Here is a 23,050-nt window from a genome sequence, read left to right on the forward strand (position 1 = left end):
ATGCACTCGTCTATTGACGCGTCCACAGCAACGCTCCTACGTTCCCAGAAAGCGCTTGCTCCAGCCAGTCCCATGCGTCCGATCCAACGTCTGGAGACGAACGATGCACCTGAGACCAGTGATCGCGTCCGTCGGCCTCCTGGCCGGCAGCCTCGTCGCGCTGTCCGGGAACACGGCACAGGCGGCGACCACCCGCTACGAGGCCGAGACCTCGCCGGCGGTCTGCGCCGGCACCATCGACTCGAACTGGGCCGGATACTCCGGCAGCGGGTTCTGCAACGGCGACAACGGCACCGGCGGCTACGCCCAGTTCACCGTGACCGCGTCCGCCGCCGGGACGGCGACCCTGAAGGTCCGCTTCGCCAACGGCACGACCTCCGCACGCGCCGCGAACATCGTGGTCAACGGCACGACGGCCACCACGGCGTCCTTCGAGGGCACCGGCGCCTGGAACACCTGGGCGACCAAGACGCTCACCGTGCCGCTGCGGTCGGGCAGCAACACCGTCCGGCTCACCCCGACCACCTCCGCCGGGCTGCCCAACATCGACTACGTCGACGCCGAGACGGGCGGCGGCGAACCGCAGCCCACGGGCCCGGTCCTGTACGTGTCGCCCAGCGGCACGGACAGCGCGACCGGTACGGAGTCGAACCCGACGACCCTCACCTCGGCGATCAGCCGCATCTCCGCCGGCGGCACGATCTACCTGCGCGGCGGGACGTACCGCTACTCCCAGACCGTCACCATCCCGGCGGGCCGGAACGGCACGTCCGGCGACCGCACGGAACTGTTCGCCTACCCGGGCGAGACCCCCGTGCTGAACTTCTCCGCCCAGAGCGAGGACCCTGCCAACCGCGGCCTCGCCGTCAACGCCTCGTACTGGCACGTCAAGGGCATCGTCGTCGAACGGGCCGGTGACAACGGCATCTTCCTCAGCGGCAGCAACAACGTCATCGAGCGCACGGTGACCCGCTTCAACCGCGACTCGGGGCTCCAGCTCTCGCGGGCGCTCTCCAGCACACCCAAGGACCAGTGGCCGTCCGACAACCTGATCCTGAGCGCGGAATCGCACGACAACGTCGACTCCGACGGCGAGGACGCCGACGGCTTCGCCCCGAAGCTCACCGTCGGGCCCGGCAACGTCTTCCGCTACACCGTGGCCCACAACAACATCGACGACGGCTACGACCTCTACACCAAGACGGACACCGGCCCCATCGGCGCGGTGACCATCGAGGACTCCCTCGCCTACGACAACGGCACCCTCAGCGACGGCTCCCAGGCCGGCAACGGCGACCGCAACGGCTACAAGCTCGGCGGCGACGACATCGGCGTCAACCACGTCGTCCGGCGCAGCATCGCCTACCAGAACGGCAAACACGGCTTCACCTACAACAGCAACACCGGCGCGATGCAGATCTCGGACAACCTGAGCATCGGCAACGAGCAGCGCAACTTCAACTTCGACTCGGGCAGCAGGTCGGTGTTCCGGAACAACACCTCGTGCGACAGCGGGTCGAACGACCGGATCATCGGCGACTCCGACAGCTCGAACCAGTTCTGGTCCGGCTCGAACGGCTCCCGCTGCTCCTCCTACACCGGTGCCCTGCGCTGGTCCTTCGCCTCGGACGGGCGGCTCGTCGTGACGTTCGGCGGCAGTCGGTAGCCTGGCCGTATGGCATGCACCGGCATTCCGCACTGCTTCCTCTGACACCGCGGTGAGGACGGCGACGTGACGCGATCACGTCGCCGTCCTCGGCGTGCCCGCCGTCCGCGGGCGCCGACGACTCGCCGTTCACCGCCTGCATCCGGCTCAGCGCCGCGCTCCGTCCCGCTGAGCCGTCGAGGAGCATTCATGCCGACCACTCATCCGGGACCCGGCCGACGCCGCCCGTCCGACCGCCTGCTGACCGTCCTGACCTGCCCCCTGTGCCCGTCGGGCCTGGAGCGTGCCGACGGTGCGCTGCGGTGCGCGGGCCGGCACACCTTCGACATCGCCCGCCACGGCTACGTCAGTCTGCTGACCGGCCACCGGCGGGCCGCGAGCGCCGACTCCGCCGCCATGGTCAGGTGCCGCGCCTCGTTCCTCCGGGCCGGGCACTACGACCCGCTCGCCCGTGCCCTCGCGAGGCTCGCCACCGAACTCGCCCCGCCCGACGCCGTCGTACTGGACGCCGGGGCGGGCACCGGTCACTACCTCGCGTCGGTCCTGGACGCGCTGCCCGGGGCCATGGGGCTCGGGCTGGACAGCTCCGCGCACGCCCTGCGCGCCGCGGCCCGGGCCCACGCCCGGGGTGAGGCCGCCGGCTGGGACGTCTGGCAGCCGTGGCCCGTCCGGTCCGGCTCCGCGCACCTCGTGCTCAACGTCTTCGCGCGCCCCGCAACGGGCCGGAGTTCCACCGCGTCCTGCGGCCCGACGGCGCCCTGCTCGTCGTCACGCCCAGCGGCCGGCATCTGCACGAACTGCGCGGCTCCGTGGGGCTGCTGGCGGTCGACCCCAGGAAGGAGGAGCGCCTGCGCCGGACGTTGGCGGACCGCTTTAGGCACGAGCGGGCCGAGTCGCTGGACTACACCATGAGCCTCGCCGCCGAGGACGTCGCCGGACTGGTGGCCATGAGCCCGGCCGCGCATCACGTCGATGACGCGGAACTGCGCCGCAGGGTGGCGGACTTGGCGGCGCCGGCGCGGGTGACCGCCTCGTTCGTGGCCTCGGTGTACCGTCCTCGGGGGCGTCAGGGGGCGTAGGGGGGCGTTGGGGGGCAGCCGAGCGCAGGGTCAGGCGCCGGGACGGGCCACCTCGTCCATGCGCTGCTGCTGTGCCGTGGTGAGCGTGCGGATCATGAGGGCGGCGGTCCCGGCCGCCGCCACGATCACCGCGTCGGCGGCGAGCAGGGGCAGGGCGTCGGTGTAGGCGCGGGCGATGACCTCGTCCGTGGAGTCGGCGTAGACGAGGCCCACCCCGCCGACCAGACCGGCCAGCCACAGTCCCCACCACCAGTTCACGACGGCCGGCAGCCGCCGGTCGGGGAAGACGGACCGGTGGGCGTCCGCGATGATGCCCCGGGGTATCCACAGGTTCACGACGGGGACGATCCAGCCCAGGAAGAGCCAGAGATCCGTGTACCGCGGTTCCGCGCCCGAGAGGGCACGGGCGTTGTCGCGGACGCGGTCCAGCCAGGACAGGAACACGAGCGCGCCGACCACCGTCACGGCGCCGCCCACGGAGCTGACCAGGTGGTACGAGTCCTCCAGGGCGGTCAGCGGGCGGTGCACGCCGCCACCCTGGTCCGGCGGGCCGGAGGCCGGCTGCCCGGTCATGGCGAGCCGGACGTGCCAGACCGCCCGGACCGCCCAGGCCAGCGCCGCGAGGCCGAGCGCGGCGACGGCCCAGTGGGCCGCGCCGCGGACCGGGCGCAGGGCGGGGGCCCTGCCGGTTGCGGGGTTTTCCTGTTCGCTCACCGGGTCATCCTGCCGTACCGCTCACCCGTTCGTGTTCCCGAGTCCCACGGCCCGGCCCCGCTCGTCCCACCGCACCTGGAGGACGTGGTCGACGGCGTCCCGGTCGAGGGGGCCGTACACGTGCGGGAACAGGGTGCCCTCGCCGACCCCGGGCGGCGGGGCGGGGGCCGCCGCCTCCCACTCCACCCGCGCGGTGAGGCGGGTCTCGTCGAGGGCGAGCACCAGCAGGGGCCGGGGCACGTCCCGGTAGAAGGCGTTGACGACGGCGAGCGTGGTCGGCTCGTCCGGTGAGCAGTGCACGAAGCCCTCCTCGGCGAGGGAGGCGGGTGCGTACGGCCCGTCGGGAGCGGCCTGCCAGTCGGTGAGCGGTACGGAGTGGTAGATCATGGCCCCGTTATAGGCCACCGGGGGCCCGGGGGCGCCAGGGCCCTCCAGAGTCCCAGGGCGGTGACGGTCCGTGCGGTGGCTTCGGCGATCAGGGCGTCCGAGGGCTCGGCGTCGTAGCCGGGCCGGTCGGTCATGACGGCCAGGACGAGCGGTGCGGTGCGGGGCGGACGGACGATCGCGATGTCGTTGGCCCTGCCGTAGTTGCCCGTGCCCGTCTTGTCGGCCACCCGCCAGCCCTTGGGGAGCCCGGCCCGGACGCGCCGGGCGCCGACCGCCGTGGCGTTGTGCGAGAGCCAGTCCGTCAGCAGGCCGCGTTCACCGGCGGGCAGGGCCGTGCCCAGGAGCAGCTTTCGGAAGTCGGTGGCGACGGCGCGGGGTGTGGTGGTGTCGCTGGGGTCCTTGGGCCGTACGTCGTGCAGTTCGGGTTCGTAGTGGTCCATGCGGCTGACGGTGTCGCCCAGTCCGCGCAGATAGGCGGTGAGCTTCGCCGGGCCGCCGAGGTCGCGCATGAGCAGGTTGCCGGCCGTGCCGTCGCTGTAGCGGACGGCGGCGTCGCAGAGTTGGCGCAGCGTCATGCCGGTCGCGACGTGCTGGGCGGTGATCGGCGTGGTGGACCTGAGGTCGGCCCGCGTGTAGGTGACGCGCCGGTCCAGGCCGGCGAGGGAGCGGTGGTGCAGGACCGCCGCCGCGGCCAGGGCCTTGAAGACCGAGCAGAACGCGAAGCGCTCGTCGGCGCGGTGGACCGCCGTGGCGCCGGTGCCGGTCGCGAGGGCGTAGACGCCGACGCGGGCGCCGTACTCGCGCTCCAGGTCCGCCAGGCGCGGGCGGTGGACGGGTGGGGCGGGGGTGCGGCGGCTCTGGTCCGGGGTGGGCCGGGTGGTCGTGGCGGCCCGGTCCGCGCGGTCGGTGTCCCGGCCGGCCGTGCCGCAGCCGGCCAGGGGAACCGACGCCGCGGCGGCCAGGAAGGCGCGGCGGGATGAGGCGGGCCCGTCGACGGGCATGCGTGGTGCTCCTTTCACTCGATCACCGGGATCACTGGGAGGCTCCCTGCACCGACCTGGGATTTCCCGCTCACTCGGATGCGGCGGGGGCGGCGGCCAGCAGTGCGCGGACGACCGGCCCGGCGGAGCCGCCGCCGGTGACCCCCTCCTCGACGACGCAGGCGACGGCGACGTCGCCGCGGTGCGCGACGAGCCAGCCGTTGTTGTCCTGGTCGTCGGAGACCTCGGCCGTGCCGGTCTTGGCGCCGATCTCACCGGGCAGGTCGGACAGGACGCGCGCGGTGCCGTCGGTGACGGTGGCGCGCAGCATCTCGCGCAGCTGGGCGACGACGCCCCGCGGCAGCGGGGTCGTGCTGGTCGTGTCCTCGTTCCCCGCGGTGAGCGAGGGCTGGTGGAAGGTGCCGGAGACGGCCGTCGCGGTGACGGACGCCATGATCAGCGGGTTGGCCTGTACCCGGCCCTGCCCGATCATCGAGGCGGCCTTCTCCGTCTCGTCCTTCGGCACCGGCACCGCCCCGTCGTACGAGGGCGCCCCGACGTGCCATTCCTGGCCCACCCCGAAGTACGTACGGGCCACCTCGCCCAGCTCCCCGTCGTCGAGGCGGTCGCGCAGGCTGATGAACGCGGTGTTGCACGACTCGGTGAAGTCCTTGCGGAAGGTGGCGCCCGGGTGCTCGGACAGCTCCACGTTCTGGAACCGCTTCCCCACCGTGAGGTACTTGGGGCAGTCCACCACGTCGTCCGGCGCGACGGCGTCCTTGAGCAGCAGGGCGCTGCTGGTGACGATCTTCCAGGTGGAGCCGGGCGCGTAGGTGCCGGACAGCGCGCGGTTGAAGCCGGAGGACGGGGAGTTGGCCACGGCCAGGATCTCGCCGTCGTCGATGCGCAGGGCGACGAGCGCGGCGTTCTTGCCGTCGGCGTGGGCGGCCAGGGCCTTCTCGGCGGCGGCCTGCCAGCCGGCGTCGAGGGTCGTGCGGACCGGGCCGTCGTCCCGGACCGTCCGTGCGCCGAACCTGGCCTCCGTGCGCTCGATCGTCCCGGTGGTCCGGTCGACGAGGTGGATCGCGCCGCGCGGGCCGGTGCCCTCGCCGCCCCCGCCGAGCTGGGCCATGACCGGCCCCAGGGAGGGGAACTCCGCACCCGTCAGGGCCGTGCCCTCCCGGTCGGTGACCTCGGGGGGTTCGGTCTCCTCGCGTTCGAGGCGGAACTTCTCGGTGTCGCTCAGGCGCGGGTGGACGACGGACAGCGTCCAGTCCACCTTCCAGCTGCCGTCGCTCTGCTCGCGCAGCGGCAGCTTCGACTCGTAGGTCCAGGTGCCCAGGCCCTCGACGGGCATCCGGGCGGTGAACGGGACGGTGACCGTGCCGTCCTCGGCCTCGGCCGCCGCCTTGGCCGTGAGCTTCGGTCCACTGATGTCGAGGCCGGCGGTGAAGCTGTCCAGCACCCGCTGTGCCGTGCCGGGACTGGTCGTACGGCCGGCCGCGCTCGGCAGCCGGCCGGCGGCCCAGTCGGCGAGGAAGGCGCGGGCCTGTCGCGCGGCCGCGGGATCGGGCCCGGTGTCCCGCTCGAACGGGCCGAGACCGGCCGCGTACGCCCCGCCGGCGGCGACGGCCAGCACCACCGCACCCGCGGCGACGGCCCGCACGGCCGTCCGGCGCGGTCTGCGGCCCCCGGTGATGACGCTGGAGTGGTCGTAGTGATCCATGCGCCGAGAACAGCAGCGGACCGGGCACCTTGTCCAAGACCTGTATCGATCTCAGATCAAGACCAAACGAATATGCTTCCTGCTCGTGGACCTGGTGCGGCACTTGGAGTGCTTCGTGGCTGTTGCAGAAGAGTCACACTTCGGCCGTGCCGCGGCTCGTCTCGGCATGGCCCAGCCGCCGCTCTCGCAGCGCATCCAGCGCCTGGAGCGGCACCTGGGCGTCCGGCTCTTCGAACGCACCAGTCGGCAGGTGGCCCTCACCGAGCCCGGGGCGCTGCTGCTGGCGGAGGCCCGGGAGGTGCTCGCCCGCTCCGAGGCGTTCATGGCCACCGCGCGCCGCATCCGGGACGGCGAGACCGGCCTGCTGCGTGCCGCGCTGCCGCCGGACCTCTCCGGGGAGACCGTCGCCGCTCTGCTGGCGGGCTTCACCGGCGCGGGCACGAGCGGCCTGGAGCTGGAGCTGCACGAGCTGTCCACCGCCCAGCAACTGGAGCGGTTCGCCGCGCACGAACTGGACGTCGGGCTCATCCACCACCCCTGCGACGTCTCCGGGCTGGAGCTGGGCCCGGTGCTGCGGCGCGAGCTGGGCGTGCTGCTGCCCCACGGCGCGGCGGCGGCCCGGCTCGACGAGGTACCGCTCGCCTCCCTCACCGGCCACGACCTGATCCTCTTCCCCCGCGCGGGCGCCCCCGCCGTCTACGACGACCTCCTGACCACCTGCGCCCGCAACGGCTACACCCCGCCCGCCGTACGCCACGCCCAGGGCACCAGCTTCGTCCGCGGACTGGTGCTGTCGACGGAGGCGGTGGCGTTCAGCCCGCGGGACACGCACGGGCACGCGAAAGAGAACGCGGACCCGGAAGGGAGCGTCGTATGGCGGCCCCTCACCGGCACACCGCTGGCCCTGCGGCACTCCGTGGCCTGGCCCGCGGGGCGCGGGGACGCCGCCGTGTCCGCCTTCGCCGGGGCCGCCACGCAGGCGCTGCGCAGCACCGCCGGTGCGACCCCCGACCTGCCTTCCCGACCGCTGCACCTGCGCCCGGCATCGGAGTACTGGCTGTGACCGACGCCCTCGCCCGCATCCACGCGGCCTTCGCCGACGCCGGGGTCACCGGCCGGCTGCACGCCGTCGACATCGACAGCGGCGCGCAGCTCGACGCCGGGGCGGACCAGCCCGTCTGCACCGCCAGCGTCCACAAGCTCTGTCTGCTCGTCACGCTCCACGAGCAGGCCGCGGCGGGGCTCCTGGACCTCACCGAGCAGGTCGAGTGCCCGCCGGACGGCCGCACCGCCGGGCCGACGGGGATCGCCGCCATGCTCGACGGCGCCCGTCTGTCGCTGCGCGACCTCGCCTACCTGATGATGTCGGTCAGCGACAACGCCGCCGCCGACCTGCTGCTGGCCCGCGTCGGTCTCGACGCCGTCAACCGCACCACGGCCCGCCTCGGCCTCACCCGCACGTACGCCGTCCACACCTTCGGCGAACTCCTCGCCACCATCAAGGAGGACGCCGGCCCCGGCGGCGCGCGGTCGCTGGCCGATCCGCACGTCGTCGCCCGGCTGCGGGCGCTCGACCCGGCCCGCACCAACCACAGCACCCCGCGCGACATGACGCGTCTGCTCGCCGCCGTCTGGCGCGACGAGGCGTGCACGCCCGAGCACGGCGCGGCCATCCGCCGGATCCTCGGGCTCCAGGTGTGGCCGCACCGGCTGGCGTCCGGCTTCCCCTTCGACGACGTCCATGTGGCGGGCAAGACGGGCAGCCTGCCGACCGTGCGCAACGAGGTCGGAGTCGTCGAGTACCCCGACGGGGGCCGCTACGCCGTCGCCGTCTTCACGCGCACGGCCCGCACCTCCGCCCTCCAGCCCGCCGCCGACGCGGTCATCGGCACGGCGGCGCGCCTGGCCGTGGACGCGCTGCGCGCTCCCCAGGCCGGTCCGAGGGGGACCACGCCGGGACACTGAGCACGGCCGGGACCCGGGGCCGGGCCTCCAAGCCGGAGCTCAGAGCTGGAACTCGGCCGGAGACAGCCCCAGCGCCGCGCAGGCCTCGCGCAGGACCGACGCCTCGGCCTGGGAGAAGTGGCCGTCGGCACCGGCGATGACCATGCCGGTCTGGATCACGGCCCTGGCCTCGGTGGGCTTCTTGGCGGCCTTGGCGATCTCCTGCATGGCCTCGGCCTTGCCGTGCTGGAAGTTCATCGTCAGCTGGTCGACATGCTTGTTGAAACGCTGGCGCAGCTGCTCCGGCGGGAAGTTCTGCAGCACGTCGTTGCTGAGGATCATCGACTCGACCTGCTGCCGCTCAGCCGGGTCCACCTGCCCGTCGGCCGCCGCGACCAGCGCGCACACCGCCATGCTCGCGTCCCGGTACGCACCGCTCTTCAGCTCGGTCTTCAGCGAGCCGAGCTGCGTCTTCAGCACGCCGATCAACTGGGCCTTGCTGCCGCCGCCGGACCGCGTCCCCCCGCTGTGCCCAGCCGTGGCGCCACGCCCGCCCTGGTTCTGCTGGAGAGCCTTGGCCTGGTCCTTGAGCCGGTCCCAGACTGCCATGGAGTCACCTCGGTAATCGTCGGAAGTCATCTCGCGAACCCGCTGCCGCGCGCTCACTGGACCAACGCCCGGCCCCCGGGCAAAGGTTCCGCAAAGCGGCCCCTCTCTCACCACCTGTTTCTCTCGCCGCCGAAACGACGACTGCCCGCACCCGGTGACCGGGTACGGGCAGTCGCGGTGACGTGATGTCAGGCGCTGGGACTCTGTCGGGCGCCGTGACCGGTGTCAGGCGCTGCGCCGCCGCGTCACGCGTTGTCGCGCGAGCGGAGCTTCAGGCGCGGGCCGAGGCGGAACGCCACGAAGCCCGCCGTGGCCAGGGCCGCGGCTGCCGCGAGAAGGATTCCGATGCCGCCGGCACCGGTCGAGGCGAGGCTGCCGCTGTCGAGGTTCGTCGACGTGCCGCCCGTGGTCGAGGACCCGGTGCCGCCGGTCGTGCCGGCCGTGCCGGACGGGCTCGCGCTGGGCGACGGGCTCGGGTCGGCCGAGGGACTCGGGTCGGTCGTGGGGCTCGGCGACGGCGAACCGGCCCCGTCACCCTCGACGACCTCGACCGCGAACTGGGTCATGGCGTCGCCGACCGACGCGGCGACCGTGTACGTGCCCGTGCCCTCACCGGCGGTCAGGGTCGGGGCCGTGGCCTTGCCCGAGTCGTCGGTCCTGACGCGGACGACCTGCTTGCCGTCCTCGAAGCGGGGGGCGTCGTCGCTGTCGTCCTCGACCCGGAACTCGACCTCCGTGCCGGCCGGTGCCGTGGCGCCCGACTTGACCACGTGGGCCCGGAGGGCCTCCTCGAAGGCCTCGCCCTGTTCGGCGCGCTGGTCGTCACCGCCCGCGACGCTCACGGTGTAGGCCGACTCCTTCACCTTCACGGTGAAGACCGTCGAGACGCCGCCGGCCTCGGCGCGGATCGTGAACTCACCCTCTTTGCTGCCCGTCTCGAGCGGCGCGGACTGGGCGCGGCCCCGCGCGTCGGTCGGCACGGCCAGCTTGGTGGTGTCGGGGCCGTCCTTGATGAAGAAGAAGGCGCCGAGCTTGTCCGGGTCCTCGACCGTGAAGGTGACGGAGGCGTTCTCGACCGGGTTGCCGGCCTTGTCGCGGACCACTACGGCCACCGGGTCCACGCCGCCGCCCGGCTGGGTGGTCTGTCCGGTTCCGGAGACCTGGGTCAGCTCCGCGATCGCGGGGGTCTTCCACTGGAACACGATGCGCCCGTGGCCGGAGCGGTCGGTGTTGACGCCGCCCTCGGCGATGCCGCCGCGCACCGGCTCGTCGGAGGCCTGCCAGAAGGGGTCGGTCTTGGCCGGGGCCTGGATGCGGCTGCCGCTGAGCAGCCGCGCGCCGGTCACCCGGTCCGCGTCGACGTAGCTGCTGCCGCCCGCGCCGCTGCCGACCGCGCCCCGGTCCTCGTCCGTGCCGCCGCCACCGCCGCCGCCCGCGTAGCCGGCGCCGCCGCCTCCGCCCGCGCCGTCCGAACCGGAGCCGCCCGCACCGCCCTTGCCGCCCCCGGACGCGTCGGCGCCGGAGGAGCCGTTGCCGCCGCCCGCACCGCCGGTTTCACCGACCGCGCCCTTGCCGCCGCGCTCGGACTCGGTGTCGTCCTGACCGCGCTCGCCGCCACCGGGGCCGCCATGCCCGGCATCGACGCTGCCGTAGCCACCGCCGCCGCCACCGGCGGCGATGAGGAGCGGCTTGCCGTCGTCGGTGCGGACGCCGCTGCTGTTGCCGCCGACCGCGCCGTACTTGTCGCCGCCCGCGCCGCCGAGCGCGTCACCGAAGCCCTGGACGCCGACCGCGAGCGAGAGCCGCTCCCCGGGGGTGACGCTGAGCGTGCCCGCGGTGTAGCCGCCCGCGCCGCCGTTGGCGAAGGGTGTGCCCTCGCCGCCCTGGCCCCAGGCCCGCACGTCCAGCGCCGTGACGCCGACCGGGACCTTGAACTCCTCGCGGGCGCCCGTCGGATCGAACAGCCGGCAGCCGGAGAACCCCTCGGTCGGCGTGCAGGTCTTCCCGGCGAGGACCGCGCTGCCGGCGGCCGTGGCGGCCGATGCGCCCGTCAGGGCGGTGCCGGCGGTCAACGCGACGAACGTCAGGGCCGCCGCGCCGCGCCGGAATCTGGCGCGGCGCAGCACGGCGGAATCGTGATGCATCAAGGAAACTCCCCAACTTGTCACAAGCTCCCCCCCAGGGAGCCATGAAACGCTCGATCAAAATCGAACACGACTAGTGGGACAGCTGATCAAACTTGAGGCCCCCGGTCAACTGAGAATGGTCGATTCCGGGCAACCGCTTGCTGAGCCCGTCACGGGCGTCCGGGCTCGCGACACCCGCCCCGGGAGCGGACCCGGCAGCGGCCCCGGAGTCGGCCGGGCAGAGGGCGCGGACGACGTACGTGTAGAGGGCTTCGTCGATCGCGTGCGGTTGCGGGCGGCCGTTCCCGTCGAGGCTCTGGTACTTCATCAGGTTCTGCGCGAGAGCCACCTGGCGCTTGCCGTCCCGGCTGGACAGCGCGGTCATGCCGGCGCCGAACACCGCGCCGTCGTGGCCCCAGAAGCGCCCGCAGCCGGGGAGTTCCAGCGTGTAGATGCCGAGGCCGTAGTCGAGGCCGCTCACCGGAACCGTGCGCGTCATCTCGTCCAGGGAGGCCTTGCCGATCAGCTTTCCGCCGAGCAGGGCGCGGTAGAAGCGGTTCAGGTCGTCGGTGGTGGAGACGACCGCACCCGCCGTGTACGCCCAGGACATGTCGTAGACGCTGTAGTCGCGCGGCGGGTCGATCAGGCCGTAGAACGACTCGTACATCCGCGGGTGCGGGCCCTTGATGTACGGGGTGCGCGGGAAGGACGTGTGGCGCAGCCCGGCCCGGTCGACGACGTTGCGGGTGATGTACTTCTCGGCGTCCTGGCCGGTGACCTTCTCCAGGAGCAGCCCGGCGATGACGTAGTTGGTGTTGGAGTACGAACCGGGCAGCTCGCCCGGCCGTCCGGTGGCGGGGGCCGCGAGACCCAGCCGGACCAGTTCCCCGGGTCGGATCGAGCGGAAGCGCTCCTCGTCGAGGCTGGCGGTCGAGCCCTCGGCGAGGGAGGGGAAGGCGCCCACGACGTAGTCGCCGATATGGCTGGTGTGGTTCAGGAGCATACGGACGGTGATCTGCCGGCCGCGCTCCCCGGGTATGAGGTCGGGCAGGTAGTCGCCGACGGGCGCGTCGAGCCGGACCCGGCCGCGCTCCACCTGCTGGAGCAGGGCGACGGAGGTGAAGGTCTTGCTGATGCTGCCCACGCGGTGCCGCATGCCCGGGGTGACCGGGCGCCCGGTCTCCACGTCGGCGACCCCGGAGGCTCCGGCCCACCGCTCGCCGCCGTCCCTGACGGACGAGAAGACGCCGTACATACCCGCCTCGTGGATGGCGTCCAGCGAGTCGCGCAGGGCGCCTCTGTCGAGCGACGTGCGGTCCGCGGGCCCGGCGGGTGGCGCGGCCGGGCCGGCGTGGGCGGGTGCGGTCAGTACGGCGGTGGTCGTCAGCACCGTGGTGCCCAGGACGGTTCCGAGAAGCCGGGCGATACGCAACGGCCTTCCCCTTCCTCGGTGTTCGACAAGGTCGGGGTCATCGTCACGGGAAGCGGATGCGCCTTACATCCACCCACGGGATGATCGTCAATCGGCCGGTCGAGGGCAGAAATGACCACAACCACCCTTGATTTCAACGGACTTCACGTGCCGCCCGGCAGAGGCCGGCCCGCCGACGGAGCGCGCGCGGGCCAGGCGCCCCCTCTCACGTAGTTCTTCGTCGCGTCCGACGCATTGACGCCACGCGTCCGCCACCCCTACGGTCTGGCCGAATTGCCGAACTGCGTTCGCAATATCGAACACACTGCGCTCCGTAGCCCCCGACGGAAGGCCGAGCCGCCATGCCCACCCCCCGCAGAACCCCTCGCAGACCCTCCCGCCGTCAAGTCCTCGGCATGGCCGCCACCGTGCCGCTCGCCCTGACCGCCGATCTGGCCCTGGGCGCCGCTCCGGCCGGAGCGGCGACGGGCCCGGCGTTCGTGATGGCCTACTTCACCGAGTCCCCGAACGGCCTCGGCACCGACTACGGCCTGCACCTGGCCGTCAGCCTCGACGGCCTGGAGTGGACGCCGCTCAACCAGAACAAGCCGGTCGCCACCCCCACCCAGGGCGCCGGCGGCCTGCGCGATCCCTTCATCCTGCGCAAGCAGGACGGCACGTTCGCCGTACTGGCCACCGACCTGAAGGGCACGGACTGGAGCTACAACAGCCAGTACATCCACGTCTGGGACTCCGCCGACCTGCGCTCCCTCACCGGCTACCGCCGGCTCAAGCTGCACGACATGACCACCCACAGCTGGGCCCCGGAGGCCTTCTGGGACGCCTCACGCGGCCAGTACGGGATCGTCTACTCGTCGGTGAACACGAGCGGCCACAACGTGCTGATGGTCAACTACACGACCGACTTCCGCACGGTGTCCGCGCCGCAGGTCTTCTTCGACCCGGGCTACGACGTGATCGACGGCAGCCTCGCCCTCGGCGTCGGCGGCACGAACTACATGTACTTCAAGGACAGCTCGAAGCAGGCCCTGGTCGGCGCCCGGTCCGCCACCCTCGCCCCGGGCAGCTGGCAGGTCTTCAGCACGCCGGTGGCCCACGGCGGCACCGAGGCACCGATCCTGGTCAAGTCCCTGTCGTCCAGCACCTGGTACCTCTGGGGCGACACCTACACGCCCAACGGCGTCTTCTACGCCTGGCAGACCTCCGACCTGGCCTCCGGCACCTGGACGCCGGTCGACCAGCGCCGTTACACCCAGCCGGTGAACTCCAAGCACGGCAGCATCGCACCGCTCACGGGCACCCAGTACGACAATCTCCTCGCGCACTGGGGAGCCCCGGCCTGGAACCGGCTCAAGTCGTACAACCACCCGGACCGCTACGTCCGCCACGCCGGTTTCGCTGGCCGGATCGACCCCTACCCCTTCGACCCGTACACCGACGCCCAGTGGAAGCTCGTCCCGGGCCTCGCCGACGCGTCCGGGGTGTCCTTCCAGTCGGTCAACTACCCGGACCGGTACCTGCGGCACTACAGCTACGAGCTGCGGCTGGACGTCAACGACGGCACGTCGGCGTTCGCCCAGGACGCCACCTTCCACAAGGTCGCCGGGCTCGCGGACTCCGCCTGGACGTCGTTCCGCTCGCACAACTACCCGACGCGCTACCTCCGCCACTCCGACTACGCCCTGCGCATCGACCCCGTCTCCACGGCCACGGACCGGGCGGACGCCACGTTCCGGATCGGGTACTGACCGCGGCGACCGACGGCACCGGCGGGCGGGAAGGCCGGGCCGGGCTCCCGAGCGGCACACGCGGGGACGCGACGGCCCGGACCGGCCTTCCACTGCCCGCAATCTGCCACCCGGCGCCCCGCTCCGCCTCCCGGGCGGGCCCGAACGGGGACGGCGGAGCGAGCCTGCGATGATGCGGCGCATGTCGATCCTCGCCACCCTCGCGGTACTGGCTCTCGCCGCCCTCCACGCCTACATCCTGGTGCTGGAGATGTTCCTGTGGACCACGCCGCGGGCCCGCGCCGCCTTCGGCACCAGCGCCGAGTCCGCGGAGGCGACGAAGGCCCTGGCCGCCAACCAGGGCCTCTACAACGGCTTCCTCGCCGCCGGACTGCTCTGGGGCGCGGTGGCGTCCGACCCGGTGGGCATCCAGGTCTCGGTGTTCTTCCTGGCGTGCGTGGCGATCGCGGGGGTGTACGGCGCGGCCACCGCCAGCCGGAAGATCCTCTTCGTGCAGACCGTACCGGCGCTGATCGCCCTGGTGCTGGTGCTGCTCGCGCACTAGGAGGACACCCCCCAGGGTCTCAGGCGTCCTGAGAGACGGCCTGTTCCATGAGCCGGACCGCCTCCGCCTCCGTCGTCGCGGGCGGCACCACCAGCAGGTCCCAGCGGCCCCGGCCGGGCGTGAGCAGGCAGACCGTGTCCGGAGTGGTCGGCGCGTCCCTGCGGCCCACGTGGACCTCCCGGCCGGCGACGTCCAGCCGGTCGGGGCAGGCCAGCCAGGTGTCCCCGTGGACCAGCACGCTGCTGACCCGGCCCCAGGCGCGCGGCAGCACGGCCAGCAGCCCGGGCAGCTCCGCGGCGAGGTCGTACGACCGGGGCCACCACGCCCCGTCGATACGGCGGGCCGTGCGGCCGAGGCGCGGCTGGACCGCGAGCCTCAGCCGGACCTCGGAGGGTGCCGGGAGGGGCGGTGGGGGCGAGGAGGCGGACGTCATCAGGGCTCCTGCTGCGACGGGGGCGTGGCCAGCGGACCGTCGGCCACCGGGTGCGGCATACCCCCGGTCCTTCCACCGTACCCGCAGGGCGGCACGGGAGCCGGGGCCCGCCCGCACCGCCCGGGAGCGGTCAGAGGCCGTAGCGGCCCTTCGGATGACGCCAGAAGTCGCGCAGCATCCGCGTGGCGCTGCCCGCCTGCCCCAGTGACCGCCCGCGCCCCCGCCGAAGCCCTTGGTCAGCCACAGCGACTGGTCGCGGTGTCTGCGCATGGTTTCTCCCTCGTATGCGGGGACGGGGTATCACCGTCAGGTCGTCGCAGGCCTCGCGGAAGTTGTTGCCCTCGTGCGTGTGGACATTGCGGGCGCTTTATCGCATTTCGTCAGCGATAATCGGAGCATGACTACGGCAACGTACGAAGCGCTGGCGGCGTCGTCAGATCACGCGGTCGCCGTGACCCTCGCCTTCATCGGCGGGGCCGTCATCGCCCTCGCGCTGATCTGGGCGGTGCGGGTCGGGATGCGGGTCATGGACACGGACACGCACCACCCCGGCCCCGAGGAGCAGCCGCACCTCCCGGACGGCGGGCCGGTCCGTGAGATGCGGGAGATGCGGGAGCCCGACGAGATGCCGGTCGTGACGCGCGACGGCAAGCGGCTCCTGCCCCATGAGCTGCACCACGCGAGCACCAGGACGGGCAAGGACCAAAAGCCCCGCCGCTGGCTGCCCGGATCCAGCGGCTCCTTCGGCGGCGGCGGCCTCGGCCACACGTGAGGCCATGAGACGCGGACGCTGGGCGACGGGCGGGGCGGCGGTGCCGCTCGCCCTGTCCGCCGTGCTCACCGGCTGTGGCGGCGACAGCCCGGGGGACGCCGCCCGCGAGGCGGAGTCGGCGGTCGGGTCGTTCGCCTCGCAGGCCTCCGAGGCGGTGGAGTCGGCCACGGCGGAGGCCGGACGCCGCCTCGACGACATCCGGGGCGGAATCGACGTCAAGGACGATGTGAAGGCCGGACGGCCCACCGTCGGCTCCGACGGCCGGGCCCGGGCCGAGGTCACCGTCACCAACACCGACGACTCGGAACGCTCCTTCGCCGTCCAGGTCGATTTCACCGACGCCGGGGGCCGGCTGACCGACACGGTCATCGTCACGGTCGACCACGTGCAGGCGGGCCACTCCGCCACGGCCACCGCCCGCAGCACCCACGATCTGTCCGGCGAGGTCCGGGCCGAGGTGGCCCGGGCCGTGCGCTACTGACGGGCGCCGGTGTCCGCCACCGAGATGTCGATCTGCTCGCTCACGGCGCTCACCCCGTTCAGGGTGGCGACCGCCTGGAGCCGGTTGGCGCCCGCCGGCAGCGCCGGACGCGGGGTGCAGGTCCAGGTGCCGTCGGCGGCGGCGGTGGTCGCGCAGGCCTCGCGGTCGTCCTTGTCGCGGACAGTGACCCGGGCGCCCGGGTGGGCCGTGCCCGCGATCTGCGGCCGGACGTCCAGCGGCACGCCGGACAGCGGGCGGGTCAGCGTCGGCCCGGCCAGGCCCACGGTCACGGCACACCGGCCGGCCGCCTGCCGCACGCCGTCCGCGTCGGTGATCCGCAGGACGCAGTCGCGCAGCCGCGTGCCGGGCACGGCGTCCGCGGGGACCGCGAGCACGAAGGGGAACGTACGTCCCTGCCATGACTGCGCGGCCGCGCCCGTGACGGTGTACGTCCCGCTGCGGCCGTCGGCGGCGACCCGGCCGAGATAGCCGGGCGCGTCGAGGGGCGTGGCCGTCACGCGGGTGCCCCGGGGCGCCGTCAGCGTCACCGTGGCGCCCGGCGCCGCTGCCGCGGAGCCGGCGATGTCGAGGATGCCCTCCCGGCCGGGTGCGATGGTCGCGGTGCCCCACAGCTCACCGCCCAGGGCCGCCGCAGGCGGGCCGGGGAACGCGAGCACTCCGGCGACCACGGTCCCCGCCACGGCTGCTGTCTTGCTGGACCTGTTCATGGCGGGCGGGGCTCCCTGTGCGGACGTCGACGGCACTCTGCCGGACTCTGGCAGCGATTCTCGCGGGGCGCTCCGCAGGCGGCGCGTGCTGCTGGGCCGTGCGGGTGGCGGAGGCTCCCCAAAGGCCCCGCCCAGCGGTCGCCGGGCGGGGCGGGTCAGGGCCGGGGCTAACGCCCGAGCCACACCGTCGTGTCCGGCCCGAGCCGGCCGTCCTCCAGGGGGGCGCTGCTCAGCAGCACCTCACCGGCCGGCAGCGGGACCGCCGCGTGGGACAGGTTCGTCACGCACCGCCAGCCCTCGCAGCGGTCGAACCGGATGACACCGTCCGGGGTGTCCTCCGCCCAGGTCAGCTCCTCGCCGTCGAGCAGTTTGCGGCGCAGCCTGAGGGCCGTCCGGTACAGCTCCAGGGTCGAGCCCTCGACGCCGTCCTGCGCCTCGACGGCGTAGGCGGCGAAGCCGGGCGGCTGCGGCAGCCAGGCGCCGCCCGGCCCGAAGCCGTACGACGGTCCGGTCGTCGTCCACGGCAGCGGCACCCGGCAGCCGTCGCGGCCCTTGCGGACGTGTCCCGTCTGCTCCCAGATCGGGTCCTGGAGCACCTCGGTGGGCAGGTCGGCGACCTCGGGCAGGCCGAGTTCCTCGCCCTGGTAGACGTACGCCGAACCAGGCAGCGCCAGCATCAGCAGGGTGGCCGCCCGGGCCCGGCGCAGCCCGGCCGCCTCGTCGACGGCCGGGGCGTGGCCGCCGGAGAGCAGCCAGGCGTTCTCGTCGGTGCCCGGCGGGAGCATCAGGCGCGAGGCGTGGCGGACGACGTCGTGGTTGGACAGCACCCAGGTGGCCGAGGCGCCGGCCGCCCGGGCGTTGGCGAGCGAGTCGGTGATGACGTGGCGCAGCTCGTCCGCGTCCCAGCCGGCCTCCAGGTACTCGAAGTTGAAGGCCTGACCGAGCTCGTCCGGGCGGGCGTACAACGCGCGCCGGGCGCCCGGCACCCACGCCTCGGCGACGGCCATGCGGGGCGGGCGGTAGGCGTCCAGGATCTTGCGCCAGTCGCGGTAGATCTCGTGCACCTCGTCGCGGTCGTAGAACGGGTGCGTGCCGGGCGGCATCGTGCTGAGGGCGTCCTCGCGGCTCAGCTCGGGCGCGCCGAGGTCGCGCAGCGGTTCGCTCAGGTCCTTGACGAGGGCGTGGGCCACGTCGACCCGGAAGCCGTCGACCCCGCGGTCGGACCAGAAGCGCAGGGTGGTGCGGTAGTCGGCGCGGACCTCCTGGTTCTCCCAGTTGAGGTCGGGCTGCTCGGGGGCGAACAGGTGCAGGTACCACTGGCCGTCGGGCACGCGTTTCCAGGCGCTGCCGCCGAAGACGGACTGCCAGTCGGTGGGCGGGAGTTCGCCGTGCTCGCCGCGTCCGTCGCGGAAGACGTACCGGTCGCGGGCCGCCGAGCCGGGCCCGCAGCGCAGGGCCTCCTGGAACCAGGCGTGCTGGTGCGAGGAGTGGTTGGGCACGATGTCGACGATGACCTTCAGACCGAGCCGGTGGGCCTCGGCGACCAGGGCGTCGAAGTCGTCGAGGGTGCCCAGGCGCGGGTCGACGTCCCTGGGGTCGGCGACGTCGTAGCCGCCGTCGGCCAGTTCGGACGGGTAGAACGGGCTCAGCCACAGGGCGTCCACGCCCAGGGCGGCGAGGTGGGTGAGGCGGCGGGTGATGCCGCGCAGGTCGCCGAGGCCGTCGCCGTCGGCGTCGGCGAAGCTGCGGGGATAGACCTGGTAGACGACGGCCTGGCGCCACCAGTCGGGGTCACGGGACGACAGGTCGAGGGTGGAGCGATCGGTCACGCGGTCTCCTTCGCAGGGCATACGGGCGACAGCATTGAATCTGTCCAGAATGCCGGAAAAAGGAACCATCGCGGCGATCGGAGTGATCCATTCCTGCTGTGATGGAAGTGTGATGGTGGAGTAACTTCCTTTACATACCCGCAGGTTGACAGCCTGCTGCGGCCCGGCCACGATGGGGGCGCACTGAGGCGCATGTGACCAATGAGCCCAGTGTTTCTTCGACCACTCACCCCGGTGCGGCCCCGGCAGCCGCGCGCCGCGCGCTGCCCGCCTGCCGTCACCCGGGTTCCGGTTCACGCCAAGAAATGGGATCCGCATGTCCATAGCGAGACGTGTCACCGCGCGACGCCTGCTGGGGACGGGCGCCGCGGCCCTCGCCCTCTGCGCCGCCTCCGCCACCACCGCGTTCGCCACCGGTACGCCCGGTGGTGACGGCTGGTCGTCCGGCGGCACCTACAAGCCCGGGACCGGCGCGGGCACGGAGACCGGGACCGACCGCTGCCAGTTCTCGCTCGACGGCTCCAACTTCTTCGACTCGGTGAAGGTCGACGACCAGAACCTGAAGCCGACCGAGGACGGCAAGGTCCACATCAAGGTCCGCACGGCCGGTGACGCCGCCACGTGCACGGCCTCCCTCGCCTCCTACCTCGCGCACGGCGCGACCTTCGCGACCTCCGGTGAGCAGGTGTTCGTCGACTTCGACACGGTGACGGTCAAGCCGGGCGCCACCGACTCGCTCGACATCGCCATCCCCGACAAGGGCTGCTTCGGTCAGATCGACCTCTACCGGGGCGCGACGAAGTTCGACGGCGAGCTGGACGCGAAGGACGGCTTCGAGCACGGCGAGCTGCCCAAGGGTCCCGACCGCCCGGTCATCAAGGACAAGTTGATCGCGGCCTGGAACGGCGGCACGAAGGAGTGCGAGCTCACGCCTCCGCCGGCGGAGTCGCAGCCCCCGTCCACCCCGCCCGCGAGCCCCTCGGAACCCGCCGAGGAGACGACGCCCCCGGCACCGTCGGAGCCCGCCGAGCCCTCGTCGCCCCCGGCCACGGACACCGACACCCCCACCCCGTCCGCCTCCGAGTCGACGACGCCCCCGGCCCCCAAGCCGAACGGCGGCGGCGGTGACCTCGCGGAGACCGGCGCCAACAGCAGCACGGGCCCGATCGCCATGGGCGCGGCGGCGCTCCTGGCGGGCGGCGCGGTCATGGTGGTCGTGACCCGCAGGAAGCGCGCGACGCGTTCCTGACGCCTCGACGGGCCCGGGATCCACCGGTCCCGGGCCCTCTGTCGGACAGGAGCCCTGGAAACTCGGACAGGCCCTGGAAACTCGGGCCCCGGAAACTAGGCCCCTTCCACCGCCGTCAGCCACAGCTTCACGTACCGCTCCACGTCGACGTCCAGCGCCACGTCCACCAGGGGCTGGGCGCGGGTTCCCTCGTGGATCTCGGACTCGCCGGGGAGCGGGCGGCGGTCGACGATGGTCTGGCCGCGGCCGGGCCCGGGGGCCAGGGCGACCTCGACCGGCAGCCGCTCGGTGGTCAGGCCGCCCGGGTCGACCACCGCGCACACCGCGCCCGCGTCGCCGAGACCACCCGTCGGGGTGGGGTCCCCCGAGGTGGCCGGGTCGCGGTGGGCGAGGAGTTCACCGGCCAGGCGGAGGCTGGGGTCCGTGCCGGCGCGCAGGCGTTGGACATCGGCCGCCGGCACCAGGACCTTCTTGAACACGTCCAGCCCGTACATCGTGATCGGCACCCCGGCCGTGAGCAGCACCGCCGCCGCCTCCGGGTCGTGCCACACGTTGAACTCCGCGACCGGCGTGGCGTTCCCCGTCGCCACCGCGCCGCCCATGAACACGATCCGCTCGATGTTGCCGGTCACCTCGGGGTGGGTCCGCAGCAGCAGCGCGATGTTCGTCAGGGGCGCCATGGGAATCAGCGTGACCGGCCTCGGCGAGGCGAGGATCTCGCGCCTCAGCAGCGTCACCGCGTCCACGTCCACCGGCACCCGGGTCGGCGCGGGCAGCCCCAGGTCCCCCATCCCGTCCTGCCCGTGCACGTGCCGCGCCGTCCGCACGGGTTCGATCAACGGACGCTCGGCGCCCCGGGCGACGGGAATGTCACCGGCCCCGGCCACCTCCAGCACGGTCAGGGTGTTGCGGACCACGCCGTCCACGTCCGTGTTGCCGGCCACACAGGTGATCGCCCGCACGTCGAGCGCCGGGTGCCGTACGGCGAACAGCAGGGCGAGGGCGTCGTCGACGCCGGTGTCGCAGTCGATGATCACCGGAATGGGCTGACCGTCCGTCACGGTGGCTCCTTCCACTGTTCCCGTGGGGGCTTCGGCACGAGCGAGCCTACGGCCTGCGGCAACTCCGCACAGGGGGACCCGTTCCTACGCCGCCTCCCACAACTCGGTGCCGCGAGCCGCCACCCGGTCCGCGACACTCCGCAGGAACGCGGCGGCAGGCAGGCCCCCCAGCCGCCGCCCGTCCCGCAGGCGCGGTGCCACCTGGTCCGCTTCGGCCTCCCGGCCACCGATCACCGCCTGGTACGGGACCAGTCGAGCCGCGCGGATGCGAGCGGCGAGGGTGCCCTGCTCGGGGCCGGAGACCTCGGCGCGCAGGCCGAGTTCACGGGCGCGGCCCACGAGTTCGTGGGCATGGCCCGCCTGTTCGTCCCCGACCGGGAGCACCACCAGCTGCACCGGGGCCAGCCAGGGCGGGAAGGCCCCGCCGTGGGCCTCGACGAGGTGGGCGACCGCGCGCTCCACACTGCCGATGATGCTGCGGTGCACCATGACCGGGCGGTGCTTCGCCCCGTCGGCGCCGATGTAGTGCAGGTCGAAGCGTTCGGGCTGGTGGAAGTCGATCTGGACGGTGGAGAGGGTGGCCTCCCGCCCGGCCGGGTCGGCGATCTGCACGTCGATCTTCGGGCCGTAGAAGGCCGCCTCGCCCTCGGCGGCCTCGTAGGGGATGCCGGAGCCGTCCAGGACGTCGCGCAGCAGGGCGGTGGCCCGCCGCCACAGGTCCGGGTCCGCCACGTACTTGCCGCCCTCGCCGGGCAGTGAGAGGCGGTGGCGGACCGCCCGGATGCCCAGGTCCGCGTAGGCCCGGCCGATCAACTCCAGCGCGGCACGCGCCTCCTCGACGGCCTGCTCCAGGGTGCAGAAGATGTGCGCGTCGTTGAGGGTGATGGCCCTCACCCGGGTCAGGCCGCCGAGGACGCCGGACAGCTCCGAGCGGTACATGCCGCCCAACTCCGCCATCCGGAGGGGAAGTTCGCGGTAGCTGTGGGAGCGGGAGCGGAAGATCAGGGCGTGGTGCGGGCACAGGCTCGGGCGCAGCAGGACCTGTTCCGAACCGAGGTCCATCGGCGGGAACATGTCCTCGCTGTAGTGGTCCCAGTGCCCGGAGATCTCGTACAGCTCGCGTTTGCCGAGGACGGGCGAGTACACGTGCCGGTAGCCGGCCCGCTGTTCCGCCTCGCGGATGTACTCCTCCAGGGTGTGCCGCACGATCGCGCCGTCGGGCAGCCAGTACGGCAGCCCCGCGCCCATCAGCGGGTCGGTGTCGAAGAGGTTCAGTTCACGGCCGAGCCGTCGGTGGTCGTGCATGGTGGGCTCCTCGGGTCGGAGGCGAGCACCACGCGACGAAGCCCGGGGCACTCGCCCCGGGCTTGAAGACGTCTACGTCAGCTGTCAGCGCGCCGGGACACTCTCCGGCGTCGTCGTGAGAGACGGGAACGGCTGGGCGCGCTTCATGGGCGTGACCGTAGCAGGGGCGTGGCGCGCGGGGCCACGGCTTTTCCGGCGGCGCGCGCACCGCGGGCGCGTCCGTGCACCACGGGCGTG

The 23,050-nt window shown here is 73.2% G+C and carries 20 protein-coding genes and 1 pseudogene; 9 read left to right on the forward strand and 12 right to left on the reverse strand.

The window, feature by feature from the left end; translation table 11 throughout:
- Window positions 1-103 precede the first annotated feature (103 nt).
- Complete coding sequence (locus SCNRRL3882_RS19680) at window positions 104-1,666, forward strand: carbohydrate-binding protein (RefSeq protein WP_029180653.1); 1,563 nt, start codon at window positions 104-106, stop codon at window positions 1,664-1,666.
- 189 nt (window positions 1,667-1,855) lie between these two features.
- A pseudogene (locus tag SCNRRL3882_RS19685) lies at window positions 1,856-2,745 on the forward strand (putative RNA methyltransferase).
- A 30-nt stretch (window positions 2,746-2,775) separates the two neighbouring features.
- Here the strand turns inward: SCNRRL3882_RS19685 and SCNRRL3882_RS19690 are convergent.
- The 4 genes from SCNRRL3882_RS19690 to SCNRRL3882_RS19705 all read right to left on the reverse strand — a co-directional run bounded on the left by SCNRRL3882_RS19690 (window position 2,776) and on the right by SCNRRL3882_RS19705 (window position 6,552).
- The gene (locus SCNRRL3882_RS19690; protein ID WP_010032396.1) at window positions 2,776-3,459 is read right to left on the reverse strand and encodes a DUF4328 domain-containing protein; all 684 of its coding nucleotides are present in this window, start codon (window positions 3,457-3,459) and stop codon (window positions 2,776-2,778) included.
- 21 nt (window positions 3,460-3,480) lie between these two features.
- Complete coding sequence (locus SCNRRL3882_RS19695) at window positions 3,481-3,846, reverse strand: DUF952 domain-containing protein (protein WP_010032398.1); 366 nt, start codon at window positions 3,844-3,846, stop codon at window positions 3,481-3,483.
- On the reverse strand, window positions 3,843-4,847 hold the full coding sequence (gene bla / locus SCNRRL3882_RS19700) for a class A beta-lactamase (RefSeq protein WP_010032400.1): 1,005 nt from the start codon (window positions 4,845-4,847) through the stop codon (window positions 3,843-3,845). Before bla ends, SCNRRL3882_RS19695 begins: the two co-directional genes overlap by 4 nt.
- A 70-nt stretch (window positions 4,848-4,917) precedes the next feature.
- Window positions 4,918-6,552: a penicillin-binding transpeptidase domain-containing protein gene (locus SCNRRL3882_RS19705; protein ID WP_010032401.1), complete on the reverse strand. Its 1,635-nt coding sequence runs from the start codon at window positions 6,550-6,552 to the stop codon at window positions 4,918-4,920.
- A gap of 85 nt (window positions 6,553-6,637) precedes the next feature.
- Here SCNRRL3882_RS19705 and SCNRRL3882_RS19710 point away from each other — a divergent pair, with 85 nt between their 5' ends.
- Together SCNRRL3882_RS19710 and SCNRRL3882_RS19715 are read left to right on the forward strand one after the other, a co-directional pair.
- Entirely contained in the window at window positions 6,638-7,615 is a 978-nt protein-coding gene (locus tag SCNRRL3882_RS19710; protein ID WP_086012448.1) for a LysR family transcriptional regulator, read from the forward strand.
- Window positions 7,612-8,517 carry a serine hydrolase gene (locus SCNRRL3882_RS19715; RefSeq protein WP_010032403.1) on the forward strand — a complete coding sequence of 302 codons (906 nt, stop codon included), beginning with the start codon at window positions 7,612-7,614 and terminating at the stop codon, window positions 8,515-8,517. The genes SCNRRL3882_RS19710 and SCNRRL3882_RS19715 overlap by 4 nt, the downstream gene beginning before the upstream one ends.
- A gap of 39 nt (window positions 8,518-8,556) precedes the next feature.
- Here the strand turns inward: SCNRRL3882_RS19715 and SCNRRL3882_RS19720 are convergent, their stop codons facing one another.
- From SCNRRL3882_RS19720 to SCNRRL3882_RS19730, 3 genes are all read right to left on the reverse strand, one after another.
- A complete protein-coding gene (locus SCNRRL3882_RS19720; RefSeq protein ID WP_010032404.1) occupies window positions 8,557-9,105 on the reverse strand; it encodes a tellurite resistance TerB family protein in 549 nt (182 codons plus the stop codon).
- A gap of 245 nt (window positions 9,106-9,350) precedes the next feature.
- Complete coding sequence (locus SCNRRL3882_RS41340; protein WP_010032406.1) at window positions 9,351-11,249, reverse strand: glycine-rich protein; 1,899 nt, start codon at window positions 11,247-11,249, stop codon at window positions 9,351-9,353.
- A gap of 73 nt (window positions 11,250-11,322) precedes the next feature.
- Window positions 11,323-12,663: a serine hydrolase domain-containing protein gene (locus SCNRRL3882_RS19730; RefSeq protein ID WP_010032408.1), complete on the reverse strand. Its 1,341-nt coding sequence runs from the start codon at window positions 12,661-12,663 to the stop codon at window positions 11,323-11,325.
- Between the two features lie 395 nt (window positions 12,664-13,058).
- On the opposite strand from SCNRRL3882_RS19730, the gene SCNRRL3882_RS19735 reads away from it, so the two are divergent.
- Both SCNRRL3882_RS19735 and SCNRRL3882_RS19740 read left to right on the forward strand, forming a co-directional pair.
- Window positions 13,059-14,411, forward strand: coding sequence for a glycoside hydrolase family 43 protein (locus SCNRRL3882_RS19735; RefSeq protein WP_010032411.1), 1,353 nt, complete (start codon window positions 13,059-13,061; stop codon window positions 14,409-14,411).
- 181 nt (window positions 14,412-14,592) lie between these two features.
- The gene (locus tag SCNRRL3882_RS19740) at window positions 14,593-14,955 is read left to right on the forward strand and encodes a DUF1304 domain-containing protein (protein ID WP_029180658.1); all 363 of its coding nucleotides are present in this window, start codon (window positions 14,593-14,595) and stop codon (window positions 14,953-14,955) included.
- A gap of 19 nt (window positions 14,956-14,974) precedes the next feature.
- Here SCNRRL3882_RS19740 and SCNRRL3882_RS19745 read toward each other — a convergent pair whose 3' ends face one another.
- Window positions 14,975-15,388, reverse strand: coding sequence for a DUF5994 family protein (locus SCNRRL3882_RS19745; RefSeq protein ID WP_010032413.1), 414 nt, complete (start codon window positions 15,386-15,388; stop codon window positions 14,975-14,977).
- A gap of 397 nt (window positions 15,389-15,785) precedes the next feature.
- Here SCNRRL3882_RS19745 and SCNRRL3882_RS19750 point away from each other — a divergent pair, with 397 nt between their 5' ends.
- Window positions 15,786-16,160 carry a DUF6479 family protein gene (locus SCNRRL3882_RS19750; RefSeq protein WP_029180659.1) on the forward strand — a complete coding sequence of 125 codons (375 nt, stop codon included), beginning with the start codon at window positions 15,786-15,788 and terminating at the stop codon, window positions 16,158-16,160.
- Between the two features lie 4 nt (window positions 16,161-16,164).
- The gene (locus SCNRRL3882_RS19755; RefSeq protein WP_050810131.1) at window positions 16,165-16,641 is read left to right on the forward strand and encodes a hypothetical protein; all 477 of its coding nucleotides are present in this window, start codon (window positions 16,165-16,167) and stop codon (window positions 16,639-16,641) included.
- Here SCNRRL3882_RS19755 and SCNRRL3882_RS19760 read toward each other — a convergent pair.
- The gene (locus tag SCNRRL3882_RS19760; RefSeq protein ID WP_029180660.1) at window positions 16,635-17,369 is read right to left on the reverse strand and encodes an Ig-like domain-containing protein; all 735 of its coding nucleotides are present in this window, start codon (window positions 17,367-17,369) and stop codon (window positions 16,635-16,637) included. The genes SCNRRL3882_RS19755 and SCNRRL3882_RS19760 overlap by 7 nt on opposite strands.
- A 167-nt stretch (window positions 17,370-17,536) precedes the next feature.
- Window positions 17,537-19,198 (reverse strand): glycoside hydrolase family 13 protein, encoded by a 1,662-nt coding sequence (locus SCNRRL3882_RS19765; protein ID WP_010032422.1) that lies wholly within the window; start codon window positions 19,196-19,198, stop codon window positions 17,537-17,539.
- Window positions 19,199-19,514: 316 nt separating this feature from the next.
- Here SCNRRL3882_RS19765 and SCNRRL3882_RS19770 point away from each other — a divergent pair, with 316 nt between their 5' ends.
- Window positions 19,515-20,447 carry an LAETG motif-containing sortase-dependent surface protein gene (locus SCNRRL3882_RS19770; RefSeq protein ID WP_010032424.1) on the forward strand — a complete coding sequence of 311 codons (933 nt, stop codon included), beginning with the start codon at window positions 19,515-19,517 and terminating at the stop codon, window positions 20,445-20,447.
- A gap of 95 nt (window positions 20,448-20,542) precedes the next feature.
- Here SCNRRL3882_RS19770 and SCNRRL3882_RS19775 read toward each other — a convergent pair whose 3' ends face one another.
- Both SCNRRL3882_RS19775 and thrS read right to left on the reverse strand, forming a co-directional pair.
- On the reverse strand, window positions 20,543-21,508 hold the full coding sequence (locus tag SCNRRL3882_RS19775) for a nucleoside hydrolase (protein WP_010032426.1): 966 nt from the start codon (window positions 21,506-21,508) through the stop codon (window positions 20,543-20,545).
- 84 nt (window positions 21,509-21,592) lie between these two features.
- Window positions 21,593-22,864 (reverse strand): threonine--tRNA ligase, encoded by a 1,272-nt coding sequence (gene thrS, locus SCNRRL3882_RS19780; RefSeq protein ID WP_418952362.1) that lies wholly within the window; start codon window positions 22,862-22,864, stop codon window positions 21,593-21,595.
- Window positions 22,865-23,050 lie beyond the last annotated feature (186 nt).

Source organism: Streptomyces chartreusis NRRL 3882, assembly GCF_900236475.1.
In the GTDB taxonomy this organism is placed as follows: Bacteria; Actinomycetota; Actinomycetes; order Streptomycetales; family Streptomycetaceae; genus Streptomyces; species Streptomyces chartreusis_D.